The 12,340-nt window shown below is 68.8% G+C and carries 8 protein-coding genes; 2 read left to right on the top strand and 6 right to left on the bottom strand.

Translation table 11 applies throughout. The annotated features are described in order from the left end of the window. Nucleotide 1: 1 nt before the first annotated feature. The 4 genes from KAK03_RS21200 to KAK03_RS21215 all read right to left on the bottom strand — a co-directional run bounded on the left by KAK03_RS21200 (nucleotide 2) and on the right by KAK03_RS21215 (nucleotide 8,060). Entirely contained in the window at nucleotides 2–2,905 is a 2,904-nt protein-coding gene (locus KAK03_RS21200; RefSeq protein ID WP_210856696.1) for a DUF4062 domain-containing protein, read from the bottom strand. Between the two features lie 123 nt (nucleotides 2,906–3,028). Continuing rightward, on the bottom strand, nucleotides 3,029–3,811 hold the full coding sequence (locus KAK03_RS21205) for a GDSL-type esterase/lipase family protein (RefSeq protein ID WP_210856697.1): 783 nt from the start codon (nucleotides 3,809–3,811) through the stop codon (nucleotides 3,029–3,031). 342 nt (nucleotides 3,812–4,153) lie between these two features. Continuing rightward, entirely contained in the window at nucleotides 4,154–5,950 is a 1,797-nt protein-coding gene (locus KAK03_RS21210) for an NAD(P)/FAD-dependent oxidoreductase (protein ID WP_210856698.1), read from the bottom strand. Nucleotides 5,951–6,155: 205 nt separating this feature from the next. Next, nucleotides 6,156–8,060 (bottom strand): sigma-54-dependent Fis family transcriptional regulator, encoded by a 1,905-nt coding sequence (locus KAK03_RS21215; protein WP_210856699.1) that lies wholly within the window; start codon nucleotides 8,058–8,060, stop codon nucleotides 6,156–6,158. A gap of 163 nt (nucleotides 8,061–8,223) precedes the next feature. Here KAK03_RS21215 and KAK03_RS21220 point away from each other — a divergent pair, with 163 nt between their 5' ends. Next, a complete protein-coding gene (locus KAK03_RS21220) occupies nucleotides 8,224–9,534 on the top strand; it encodes a flavin-dependent oxidoreductase (RefSeq protein WP_210856700.1) in 1,311 nt (436 codons plus the stop codon). 10 nt (nucleotides 9,535–9,544) lie between these two features. Here the strand turns inward: KAK03_RS21220 and KAK03_RS21225 are convergent, their stop codons facing one another. Together KAK03_RS21225 and KAK03_RS21230 are read right to left on the bottom strand one after the other, a co-directional pair. Beyond that, nucleotides 9,545–10,495: a PDR/VanB family oxidoreductase gene (locus tag KAK03_RS21225; RefSeq protein WP_210856701.1), complete on the bottom strand. Its 951-nt coding sequence runs from the start codon at nucleotides 10,493–10,495 to the stop codon at nucleotides 9,545–9,547. 21 nt (nucleotides 10,496–10,516) lie between these two features. Continuing rightward, nucleotides 10,517–11,212 carry a GntR family transcriptional regulator gene (locus tag KAK03_RS21230; RefSeq protein WP_210856702.1) on the bottom strand — a complete coding sequence of 232 codons (696 nt, stop codon included), beginning with the start codon at nucleotides 11,210–11,212 and terminating at the stop codon, nucleotides 10,517–10,519. Between the two features lie 70 nt (nucleotides 11,213–11,282). Between KAK03_RS21230 and KAK03_RS21235 the strand changes: the two genes are divergently transcribed. Next, on the top strand, nucleotides 11,283–12,326 hold the full coding sequence (locus KAK03_RS21235) for a Rieske 2Fe-2S domain-containing protein (protein WP_210856703.1): 1,044 nt from the start codon (nucleotides 11,283–11,285) through the stop codon (nucleotides 12,324–12,326). Nucleotides 12,327–12,340: the final 14 nt, after the last annotated feature.

Below are 12,340 nucleotides of genomic sequence, written 5' to 3' on the forward strand. Positions count from 1 at the left end.
GTCAGGTCAACCGTGCCAGCGCGGTGCGCGTGGCCTCGGCCTGCGGATGCTCGATGCGCTCGCGCACCGCCAGCGCCTGCCGGAACGCGCGCTGCGCCTGCTCGAGCTGGCCAAGTGCCTCGAAGGCCAGGCCCCAGGCGTGGGCGGCGTCGGCTTCGCCCCAGGCATAGCCGCAGTGTGGCGCAGTGGCCAGGTCCAGGGCTTCGCGCGCGGCGGCCAGGGCGCGCTGCGGGTCCGGTCGGGCGAGGTGGATCGCTGACTGTGTGATCAACAGCTCGATCAGCTTCAGGCCGTAGCCGCACAGCCGGGCCTGTCGCAAACCATCGTCGGCTTCGGCTTGCGCGGTGCCCAGGTCACCTCTGACAAGCGCCGACTGAGCGGACAGTGTGTGGGCCTCGATGATCCACTGCATGTCGCCGGTACGTGCGGTCCAGGCGCGCATGTCGGCGATGAATGGGCTGGGGTCTTGGGCGCGGGCCAGAGCAAGACGGGAGAGCATAGCTTGCCAACCCGGGATCTCGAAATTCCAACCTCCGCGCCGCGAGATCTCAAGGCCGGCCAGGACAATGGTCTCGCTTGCTTTGATTCGGCCCAGGTCCAGATGGTGACGCGCGTGAAGCTGACCACGAGTCGAGTACAACAGACGCCAGCTCTCCAGCGCAGTCGCGCGGGAAAAGTCGACCAGTGCATGAGCGATATCACCCAGTTGGTGTCGCACCATTGCCCGATTGGCGAGCGAGTTGAGTTCTTGTGTTCTATCACCCGCACCCTCCGCTTGATGGCATGCCTCAGTAGCCGCCACACGCGCGTCGGCTAGGCGCCCGAGGCTCACTGCTACCTCGCATGTGCTGTGTAGACCGATGCAATACCCCAATGCGTCAGGATGTTGCCGACTCCGAGCATCATCGACTTGCCGAAGTGCAGCAGCCTCCTGCAATCGCCCCAGTAGATATGCCGCCTGCGCCAGGGCGGTGAGTCCAGCCAATTGGTCACTCTTGGTCAAGCCACTTCCGAAGTCCCTTGGGTCACCAGAAGCAGGCAGGAAGGTACGCAGAATGCGGTACGCGCGCTCATATTCGCCGAGTTTCTTTGCCAAATGGTCTTCAGCACCCAAGCCGAACCAGAAGAGATCAAACGCTTCCTGCTCTCGACCCGCCAGACGAGTGGCCTCAATCAGCTGCTCGTATCGGTCCAGCATGTCCGGCGATTCCGGCATTGTTTGTGGCCGGACATCTAGTCCTCGGCCAACATGCCGAGCCATTACATTGAACACCGCTTCTTTCGGGCAGCCCAGCAGTGCCGCGAAGCGCTCGCGCACAAAGGGGTGTGCGGTCCAGTTGTCGGTACTCCCAGCCCCGGAATAGCGGAATACCAGGCCGCGCTCAACCAGCCGCGTCAACAGACGCGCCAACGCCGGCTTGGCGTGACTCAGTACGCCGGCCACCTGACCGCCGGCATCGACTAGCGCCCCCAGCAGGTCGATCGTGATGCCGCGGGGGAACACTGACAGCCGGGCCAGCAGTTCGCGCTCTTCCGCCGGTAGACGCTCGGCATAAAAGCCCAGCACGCGCGCCAGCTTGGCCGCCTTGGGATCGTCCGTCGCCACCTCGTCCAGCCGCAATGAGGCGGCGGCCTCGATGCGCCCCTGCTCGAAGTGAGCGAGGTAGGAGCCGATCACCGCCACCGACAGCGCATGCTGGCCCACTTGTTGGCACACCGCGTCGAGTTGCTCATCGCGGCCGAGCACGCCCCAGCCACGCAGTGCCTGGCGGGCCGCCGCAGGCTCCAGATCCTCCAGCAGCGTCTGGACCACGCCATGGCCTTCCCAGTCCCGCAGGTCGGTCAGCGCAAAGCGCGAGGTCACCAAGGCCCGGGTGCGCCCCAGGCCGGCAGCGATGGCCTGCAGTAGCAGCTTCAGCGTGTGGTCCACCAACTCGCCCCGCACTAGGCCGGAGCCGGCCTCAGCCTGTACCCGCTCTAGGCCATCGAGCACGATCAGGTGCGGGCGGCCGTCGCGCAGGCCGCGCTGCAGGCGTTCCAGCCGGCCGCCGGCTGGGGCGTCGTCGGCCTCGCCCAGGAAGAGTTGGGCGCATTCGCGCAGGAAGGAATCGGCCTCGGGCTTCTCGTAGAAGGACCAGACCAGCACGCTGCCGGCGCCGGGTGGGGGCCAGCGCTGCTGCAGCGATCTGATCACCTGCTCCACCACTGCGGTCTTGCCGGTGCCACCCGCTGCTACCAGCGCCCGCAGGCGGTCGGGCGACGCGATGTCGTCCACCCAGACCGAGAGCTCATTCAACAAAGCCGTCCGACCACTGAAATGCGGGGCTGGCTGCAGGGCGTGGACGATGCGCAGTTCGGGGGGCCTTACGGGCGCAGACAGCTTAACGCCTTCGTCCCGCTGCGCAGCAACCTTAGCCAGCGTGGTGGCGACCTTGCGTCCCAGGTCATCAGGCGTCGTGAAGCTCTCAGTGATGAAGTTCTTGCGCAGCCACGCTTTGAAGTCGCCCAAGGCCTTCTCAGCCTCGACCACATACCGCTCCTTGGCTTCGTCGCCCAGACCATATAGCTGCATCAGCCCGTCCGGTTCCTTTGGCTGTATCCAGTCAAAGGCATCGTCGACGATCCATACATACACCGGTTTGCCAGCCCGCCGCGCCGCCTCGACCTCGCGCCGCGTGATGCTACCCTTCCCAGGTTCGGGCACATAGCCATAGCGATGTGCAACCACGCACACCACAACATCGGCCGAGGCGGCCAGACGCTCACACTCATCAACGGGCGCACCGGGCAATGGCCCGAAGCGCTCCATCACCACCGGCTGCTGTTGCAGGCGAAGTAAGGTGTCGTCAACGATCCGCCGATGTTCATCAAGGTCCACGGAGGTGGAGGACAGGAAGACACGCATGAGGGCCGGCACCTTTGGCAACCGCTGGAGTATGCGGCCTCAGGCACAGCATGCTCGGCACACAGTCGGGTGGTGTCCCCCAGTCGGGTTACGCCGGCACAGCATCCCGCCGGGGCCGCGCCCTCAGAGCGTGACGACCTTCTTCAGCGCGGGGATGAAGGCCTTTTTGGCCAGCAGCTTGAAGCCCTTGGGGGTGGGATGCAGTTCGTTGGCCCACCACTGGTCCTTGCTGCCATCGTCCTCAGGCATCGTGCCGGCACTCGCGATGGCAACCACGGGCCCCAGACCTTTCTCTTTGGCCAGCAAGAGTTGTGCGGCACGCAGCCGTGCGACCAGATCCTTGAAGACATCACGACGTAACGCCTTGGGCACCTTGGCCTTCTCCATGGGTACCTTCAGCCAGTCCGCGGGTCCGAACAGGCCCTTGCCGGTGGGCCAGGCATGGTCGTAGTTGTGGCAGAACACAGTGGCGTTGGCGTTGTAAGCCCGGAACGACAGGATCACGGCGCGGTAGGCGCCAATGATTGACGCCATGATGGCCTCTGGCTGTCCCAGGCGGTAGCAATCCTGCACCGTGGTCGCCTTGGAGCAGTCGTCCGCCAGGATACGGAGGAAGTCTGCGGTGCCAGCGATATCGTTACCGCCGCCGGACAGCATCAACGCCTGCACGCTGGCACCGTACATCTTGAAGGCGAAATCGATGTCCTTGCGCAGCTTCGTGGTCCACTCCGCCGCCTCGGCGCCGTTCTTGCCGATGACGACAAAGTCGTTGTTCTCGAAGCCCGCCTGGATTTCGATAGCCAGGTTGTCGATCGGATACCAGAACCAGGAATCTCCCAGCATCAACGCGATCGGCGCTGCGTTGGCTGCCACGGCGCCGTGAGCGCCCCAATAGACCGTGCCCATTCCCATGTCTCGATCTCCAAAATTGCCCACCTGAGCGGGCTGTGACGGGTAGCTGAACGAGACAGTAGCCTAAGGCTGTACCGCGACCGTTTCATCCCTAGCGTAGAGGATGGTCCGCGGCACGACCACGCACAGGGACAGGCGCGTCGAGGCATCCTCAGCACCACTGGCCGCGTCTGTCCCCAGCCCTGTGCCAGCACTAGGTTGTCCTCAGTGGGTGGGGCCGAATGTTGCAACCAGAGCCAAGGCGCCACTCAGCGCGGGTGAACACGGCTGAGCTGCTGTGCAAGACGCCGACACGCCGCCACAGATGCGGCGGCGTGTCGGCCAGGAGGCAGGCCGTCAGCGCAGGTGGTGCACCGGCGCTTGTCCGTACACCGGCGTGTCCAGCCCTTCGTAGCGGGCCTTGAGCTGCAGGCTCAGGAACTGGCTGTAGTGGCGGCTCTGGTGCAGGTTGCCGCCGTGGATCCACAGGTTGGCCTGGTTCGTGGGCTTCCACATGTTGCGCAGCTCGCCTTCCCAGGGGCCGGGGTCCTTGGTGGTGCCGCTGCCCAGGCCCCAGACCTTGCCCACGCGGTCGGCCACCTCGGGGGACACCAGGTCGGCCAGGAACTGGTTCATCGAGCCGTAGCCGGTGGCGTAGACGATCAGGTCGGCCGGCAGTTCGGTGCCGTCGCTGAGCGTCACGCTCCTCGGGTTGATGCGCTCGATGTTGACCCGGCTCTTGAGCTTGATGCTGCCGTTGGCGACCAGCTCGCTGGCGCCCACGTCGATGTAGTAGCCCGAGCCGCGGCGCAGGTACTTCATGAACAGGCCCGAGCCGTCGTCGCCGAAGTCCAGCATGAAGCCGGCCTTCTCCAGCCGCGCGTACAGGTCGGCGTCGCGCTTCTTCATCTCCTCGTACACGGGGATGTGGAAGGTGTGCATGATCCTGTAGGGCACGCTGGCGAACACCAGGTCGGCGGTGTGGTGGTCGATGCCGTTCTTCACCGCCTGCTCGCTGTACAGGCCGCCCAGCGCCAGCTCCATCAGCGAATCGGAGGGCGCGATGTGCGTGCTGCTGCGCTGGACCATGGTGACGTCCACGCCCTGCTCCACCATCGCGGCGCAGATGTCGTGCGCGCTGTTGTTGCTGCCCAGCACCACCACCTTCTTGCCCTGGTAGCCCTCGGGCCCGGGGTGGCGACTGCTGTGGTGCTGCTCGCCCAGGAAGGTCTCGGCGCCGGCGATCTTCGGCACGTTGGCGTAGCCCGAAACCCCCAGCGCGAACACCAGTTGCTTGGGCCGCAGCACCACCTCCTGCCCGGCGCGATCCACCACCACGGTCCACTCGCCGGTGGCCTCGTCGAAGCTGGCCTTCTTCGCGGTGGTGCTGCCCCAGTAGTTCAGCTCCATCACCTTGGCGTACATCTCCAGCCAGTCGCCGATCTTGTCCTTGGGGGCGAACACCGGCCAGTCGTCGGGGAAGGGCAGGTAGGGCAGGTGGTCGTACCAGACCGGGTCGTGCAGGCACAGGCTCTTGTAGCGCTTGCGCCAGCTGTCGCCGGGCTTCTCGTTGCGTTCGACCACGATGGTCGGCACGCCCAGGCGGCGCAGCCGCGCGGCCAGCATGATGCCGCCCTGCCCGCCGCCGATGATCACCACATAGGGCTGTTCGGTGTAGCCCAGCGTGGCCTGCTCTTCCTGCCGGCGCTCCAGCCAGGTCTTGCGGCCGGGGTGCACGCCGTGCTCGGCGCCCTTGATGCGGCGCGGGCCCTTCTTCTCCTCGAAGCCCTTGAGCTCGACCATGGTGGTCAACAGCGTCCAGGCCTGGCCATTCCGCAGGCGCAGGTGGCCGCGGCCGCGCGCCACCCGGGTCTCGAAGGTGAACCAGGCGTCGGTGATGCCATCGGCCGCGGTGGCCTCGCCGTCCAGCGCGAAGTCCGTGGGCGCGGTGTCGGCCAGCCGAGCAGCCAGCATCTCGCGGATGGCCGCCGGGCCTTCCTGGGTGCGGATGTTCCAGGTGAAGGCCACCAGGTCGCGCCAGTACGCGTCGTCGCCGAACAGCGCCGTGGCGGCGGTGAGGTCCTGGCGGGCCAGTGCGGCGCCAAAGTCGGCCAGCCAGCGGCGGGCGTCGGCGGAGGGAGTCGGGTCGGTCATGAAAACAGTCTCCGGGCTTGTCGATCTCGGGATGGATCGATCCGCGCAGACCTACTCAAGACCCGTGCCGCGCCGCGGGGCCATCGCAAGTGCTTGTCGGCATTGGCGCACCTCGGGCCAACCCGCATGTCACGTCGCGGGGCCGCTGAGCCACCTGTCACACCCGGGTGGCGTGACAGCTGTCACAGGCCCACGGGCCGTGGCCTCAGTCTCGCTGGTTGGGCGGGACGATGCCGGCGCGCTTCATGCGCCGGTACAGCGTCATGCGGGCCACGCCCAGGCGGCGTGCCGCCAGGGTGATGTTCCAGTGCGCCGCCTGCAGCTCGGCCAGCAGCGGGCCGCCGCTTGTGGCGGGTGCGGGCGACGGCGCTGGTGTGCGGTCCGCGGTGCCCAGCCCGGGCAGCTCCGGCAGGTCGGTCAGCCCGATCGGCCCGTGGGGCGACGCCACGCTGGTGGCGCAGTCCAGCACGTTCTTCAGCTCCCGCAGGTTGCCGGGCCAGCGGTAGGCCAGCAGCCGTGCGAGCGCGTCGGCCGCCAGGGCACGGCCCTGCAGGAGGCGCTGGATCAGGGCCGCCAGGTCGCGCCGCTCGCGCAGCGGCGGCAGGCTGATGTGGGCGCCGTTGATGCGGTAGTAGAGGTCGTCGCGGAAGCGGCCGGCGCGCACCAGGTCCTCCAGCGGCGCATGGGTGGCCGCGATGACGCGGATGTTCACCGCCACCGGCCGCGTGGCGCCCACCGGCAGCACCTCGCGTTCGGACAGCACGCGCAGCAGCCGCGCCTGCAGCGCGAGCGGCATGTCGCCGATCTCGTCGAGGAACAGCGTGCCGCCGTCGGCCTCCTGAACCAGGCCGCGCTTGCCCTTGGTGGCGGCGCCGCTGAAGCTGCCCGGCAGGTGGCCGAAGAGTTCGCTCTCGATCAGGGTCTCGGGAATGGCGGCGCAGTTCACCGCCACGAACGGCCGCGCGCGCCGCTCGCTGCTGGCGTGCACGGCCTTGGCGAAGTACTCCTTGCCCGAGCCGGTCTCGCCGGTGATGAGCAGGCTCACCGGCGAGTTCACCAGCCGCGCCGCGCGCTCGATCTGCCGGGCCAGCGCCGGGTCACCCAGGTTCAGTGCCGCCAGCGGCGCCGGGACCGGGCGCTCGGGCTGACCCGGTGTCAGCGGCGGGCGTGGCGGCGGTGGCGTGGCCGACAGGAACAGCAGCTCGCGGCCACCGGCACGCATCACGGCGCGCTGGTCCGAGGGCTGGGCCATCACGAAGCGACCAATGTCCTCGAAGCGCGCCTCGAACAGCGTGTCGAAGGCCTGCCCAACCAGCGGCTGCCGCGCATCGATCTGCAGGGCGTGCTGGGCGCGCCGGTTGTGGCCGATCACGCGCCCCGAGGCGTCCAGCGCGATCAGGTACTCGGGGTTGACGTCCAGGAACTGCGGCGCCGTGGACAGGCGCAGCACCCAGTCCCGGCTGAAGCGGTACAGGAAGTTGGCGTTCTCGATGTGCTGCGCATAGAGCTTGACCAGCTGCAGTGCCAGCGCCTGGCTGCCTTTGGGATCGGGCGAGCGCAGCGCGCTGATGTCCAGCACCGCCGTCAGCCGGCCGCTCGCGTCGTACACCGGGCTGGTGGTGCAGGTCAGCGGAATGTGCGTGGCGTCGAAGTGGTCGTCCAGATGCACCGTGAGTGCCTCGCCGGTGCTGATGCAGGTGCCCACGCCGCAGGTGCCGGCGTGGTGCTCGCTCCAGTCGGCGCCCAGGTACAGGCCGGCCTTGCGCAGGCTGGGCTCGATCTGCAGGTCGCCAATGAAGTCGACGGTCACGCCGCGGGCATCGGTCAGCAGCACCACATAGCCCAGCCCGGCCACATGCTGGTACAGCGTCTCCAGGCCATGCCGCGCGATGTGCAGGAAGGCCTCCATCTGGTCCTGGTGCTGGCGCAACTGGCTCTGCGGCAGGATCACCGCCTCCTGCATGCGCGTGGGGTCCAGCCCGTGCTGGTGAACGCAGCGGTGCCAGGAATCGCGGATGATCTGCTCGTGGTGCTGCGCCGCACGCGCATGCACGCCGTGGCCGGCCACTTCCATCACGGTGGCGATGTGTTCACGTTGCGTGGCGTGCATGGCGACAGCCTTTCGTCGGGCGCGGTGCGGACGGCCGGACCTTGGCGCCCCGCCGGGGGCCTGTCAACGCAGGGTTTGCACTGCCATGAGGCACGTGCCAGACGGACGCTGGGTGGTGCCATCCCCGAGCCGGACCGGCGGGCGCAGCAGGGACAATCCGCGCATGTCTGCAGATGCTGCTCCCTCGTCCTCCCACCGTCCGGTGCTGATCGCCGGCGGCGGCATTGGTGGCATGGCCACCGCGCTGACGCTGCACCAGATCGGCGTGCCCTGCGTGGTCCTGGAGTCGGTGCCTGAGCTGCAGCCGCTGGGGGTGGGCATCAACCTGCAGCCCAACGCGGTGCGCGAGCTGCACGAGCTGGGTTTTGGCAATGCGCTGCTGGACACGATCGGCCTGCAGGCGCGCGAGTGGGCGCTGGTGGGGCGCAACGGCAACGAGGTGTATGCCGAGCCGCGCGGACTGCTGGCGGGCTACCGCTGGCCGCAGTACGCGGTGCACCGGGGGCAGCTGCAGATGCTGCTGTTCGAGGCCGTGAAGGCCCGCCTGGGCCCTGATGCCGTGCGCCTGGGCCAGCGGGTGGTGGGCTACCGGCAGGACGAGGCCGGCGTCACCGCGCTGATCGAGACCCGCGATGGCCAGCACACCAGCTTGGCAGGCTCCCTGTTGATCGCCGCCGATGGCCTGCACTCGGCCGTGCGGGCACAGATGCACCCAGCGCAGCCGCCGATCCAGTGGGGCGGCGCCATCATGTGGCGCGGCACCACGCCGGGGGTGCCGGTGCGCACCGGCGCGTCCTTCGTGGGGCTGGGTTCGCTGCGGCACCGGGTGGTGCTCTACCCGATCTCGCCGCCCGACCCGGCCACCGGTCTGGCCACGATCAACTGGATCGCCGAGATCACCGTGGACAACCAGGGCGGCTGGCGCCAGGGCGACTGGAACCGGCGCGTGGCGCTGGAGGCGTTCATCCACCATTTCGAGGGCTGGAACTACCCCTGGCTCGACGTGCCGGCGATGCTGCGCGGCGCCAGCGAGGTCTACGAGTACCCGATGATCGACCGCGACCCGGTGCCCACCTGGGTGGACGGCCGCGTGGCGCTGCTGGGCGACGCCGCGCATGTGATGTACCCGGTGGGCTCGAACGGGGCCAGCCAGGCGATCGTCGATGCCCGCGTGCTGGGCGCGCAGTTCCTGGCCCACGGCGTCGGCCCGCAGGCCTTGCGCGCCTATGACGAGCGCCTGTGCGCGGACATCTCGGCCCTGGTGCTGCGCAACCGCGGCGCCGGGCCTTTCGGTCTGCTGGGGCTGGTGGACGAGCGCTGCGGCGGCGTCTTCGAGCACATCGACCAGGTCGTCCCGCGTGAGGAGCGCGAGGCCTTCATGGCGCGCTACAAGGCAGCGGCCGACTTCGCGATCGAGACGCTGAACGCGGCACCGCCGATCATCGCGCCAGGCCAGCGCGTGGCGCTGGCCTGACGACCGCGCCTCAGAGATCCACCACCAGCCGCGCGGTGCGCGAGCGCGACACGCAGGGCAGGAAGCAGTTGCCGGCGGCCAGTTCGTCATCGGTCAGGTAGGCGTCGCGGTGGTCGGGCGTGCCGCCCAGCACCGGGGTCAGGCAGGTGCCGCAGATGCCCTGCTCGCAGGAGGTGGAGACAGCCACGCCGGCGGCGTCCAGCGCCTGCACCGCCGTCTGGTCGGCGGCCACGGTGATCACTCGCTTCGAGCGCGCCAGTTCGATCTCGAACGGGCCGTCGGCGCTGTGGTTGATGACCGGCGGCGTGAAGGACTCGCTGTGCCAGCGGTCGTCAGACCAGCCCGCCGCCTGCACTGCGGCACGCGCCCAGGCGATGTAGCCGGCGGGGCCGCAGGCGTAGGCGTGGGTGTCGGGGCTGGCAGCGCGCAGCACGGCGGCGATGTCCAGCGCGGTGGCCGGCTCGTCATCGACATGCACCACCACCTGCGCCGCCCAGGGCACGGCCGCCAGGTGCGCGGCCAGCGGCAGGCGGTCGCGGGTGCGCACGCTCAGGTGCAGCTGGAACGGCCGGCCCTCGGCATGCAACTGCTCGGCCATCGCCAGCAGGGGCGTCAGGCCGATGCCGCCGCCCAGCAGCAGCGCGCCGCCGCTGGCGGCCAGCGGGAAGGCGTTGCGCGGTGCCGAGATCGTCAGCGTCTGCCCCGCCTGCAGACCATGCACGCCCACCGAGCCGCCGCGCGAGGCCGGCTCGCGCAGCACCGCCAGGCGGTAGCGGCTGCGGTCAGCGGGTGCGCCATACAGCGAGTACTGGCGGATCAGGCCGCCGCTCAGATGCACATCGATGTGCGCGCCGGCGGTGAAGGCGGGCAGCGGCTGGCCGTCGGTGGGCTGCAACTCGAGGGCGCAGACATCGGCGGTGACATCGGTCTTGGCGGCGATCAGGACGGTGAGCGTGGTCATGGCGTTGGGTGGGTGGGTCAGTCAGAGCAGGCGGCCGTAGCGCACGCCGATCCAGGCATGTTCGCGCATCAGGGCCTCGACGCGGGCGCCCTCGCGCTGGCGCAGCGCATCCAGCACGAGTTCGTGGTGCACCTGGGCCAGGCGGAGTTTGTCGTACTCGCGGTCGAGCGCGCCGATGTCCAGCGTGATCGAGTCGGCCGAGGCGAACGGCAGGTGGTTGTTGCGGGCGATGGCGTCGGCGATCACCGGGCTGCCGGCCGCCGCCACCAGCGCGGCGTGGAAGTCGCTGTTGAGCGCGCCCCAGTCGGCCACGTCGGCCGGGACCAGATGGCCCTTGGCGAGCAGCGCACGGCCGCGCTGCACGGCCTCATCCAGCGCGGCCAGCAGCGGGGCATCGGGCCCGCGCTCGGCGGCGCGGCGGGCGGCCAGGCCTTCCAGCGCGCCGCGCACTTCCACCGCGCACATCACGTCGTCGGTGGAAAAGGCGCGCACCACCAGGCCGCGCTTGCCGGTCTTGGTCAGCAGGCCCTCCTGCTCCAGGCTGCGCAAGGCCAGCCGCACCGGGGTGCGCGACACGCCCAGCGATTCGGCCAGCGCGTCCTCGGTGACCCGGGTGCCGGGGGGCAGTTCGCCGCGGATGATGCGCTGGCGCAGCCGCGCCAGCACGCTGCCGCCCGCGGGTTCCTCAGCCTCAATTGGATCCAATTGATCGGTCATATTGACGGATGATAGCTCACAAGTGCAGAATTGGATCCAATTCAAGCTGACAACCCTGGAGACAGCCCCGATGTTCCCGCTCAACGCCTGGTACGTGGTCGCCCGCCCCGATGAGATCGGCAGCGACAAGCCGCTCGGTCGCCGCATCTGCAACCAGCCGATCGCCTTCTTCCGCAACAGCGAGGGCGTGATCGGCGCGGTGGAAGACTTCTGCCCGCACCGCGGCGTGCCGCTGTCGCTGGGCTTCGTGCGCGACGGGAACCTGGTGTGCGGCTACCACGGCCTGGCCATGGGTTGCAACGGCCGCACGGTGAGCATGCCGGGCCAGCGCGTCAAGGGCTTCCCCGCGATCCGCAGCTACCCGGTGGCCGAGCGCTACGGCTTTGTCTGGCTGTGGCCGGGCGACGCCGCGCTGGCCAGGGAAGAGGACATCCCGGTGCCCGCCTGGCATGGCCGCAGCGACTGGGCGGTGGGCGGCGGCCTGTTCAATATCCGCTGCGACTACCGGCTGCTGATCGACAACCTGATGGACCTGACGCACGAGACCTATGTGCACTCGAGCAGCATCGGCCAGAAGGAGATCGACGAGGCGCCGGTGGCCACCCGCGTGGTCGACGGCCTGGTGGTCACCGAGCGCTACATGGAGAAGATCAAGGCGCCGCCGTTCTGGCAGATGGCCATGGAATCCAACGGCATGGACAAGACCGCCACGGTCGACCGCTGGCAGATCTGCCGCTTCCAGCCGCCCAGCAATGTGCTGATCGATGTGGGCGTGGCGCTGGAAGGCCACGGCGGCTTCGAGGCGCCGGTGGACAAGAAGGCCTCGGCCATCGTGGTCGACTACATCACGCCCGAGACCGACGGCAGCTGCTGGTACTTCTGGGGCATGGCGCGCCACTTCAAGGCCGACGACGCCGCGCTGACCGAAGCCATCCGCAACGGCCAGCACGTGATCTTCAGCGAGGACCTGGAGATGCTGGAGCGCCAGCAGCAGAACCTGCAGGCCTGGCCCGAGCGCGGCCTGCTCAAGCTCAACATCGACGGCGGCGGCGTGCAGGCGCGGCGCATCATCGACGAGCTGATCGCCCGCGAGCGCGCAGCCGCAGCCAGCTGAAGCACCGCTGAACA

The sequence above is a fragment of the Ideonella alba genome (genome assembly GCF_018069845.1).
Taxonomy (GTDB): domain Bacteria; phylum Pseudomonadota; class Gammaproteobacteria; order Burkholderiales; family Burkholderiaceae_C; genus Ideonella; species Ideonella alba.

Bases quoted from the DNA above. Each gene is read 5' to 3' on its own strand.
- KAK03_RS21200 (WP_210856696.1), bottom strand. From the start codon at position 2,905: ATGCGTGTCTTCCTGTCCTCCACCTCCGTGGACCTTGATGAACATCGG.
- KAK03_RS21205 (WP_210856697.1), bottom strand. From the start codon at position 3,811: ATGGGCACGGTCTATTGGGGCGCTCACGGCGCCGTGGCAGCCAACGCA.
- KAK03_RS21210 (WP_210856698.1), bottom strand. From the start codon at position 5,950: ATGACCGACCCGACTCCCTCCGCCGACGCCCGCCGCTGGCTGGCCGAC.
- KAK03_RS21215 (WP_210856699.1), bottom strand. From the start codon at position 8,060: ATGCACGCCACGCAACGTGAACACATCGCCACCGTGATGGAAGTGGCC.
- KAK03_RS21220 (WP_210856700.1), top strand. From the start codon at position 8,224: ATGTCTGCAGATGCTGCTCCCTCGTCCTCCCACCGTCCGGTGCTGATC.
- KAK03_RS21225 (WP_210856701.1), bottom strand. From the start codon at position 10,495: ATGACCACGCTCACCGTCCTGATCGCCGCCAAGACCGATGTCACCGCC.
- KAK03_RS21230 (WP_210856702.1), bottom strand. From the start codon at position 11,212: ATGACCGATCAATTGGATCCAATTGAGGCTGAGGAACCCGCGGGCGGC.
- KAK03_RS21235 (WP_210856703.1), top strand. From the start codon at position 11,283: ATGTTCCCGCTCAACGCCTGGTACGTGGTCGCCCGCCCCGATGAGATC.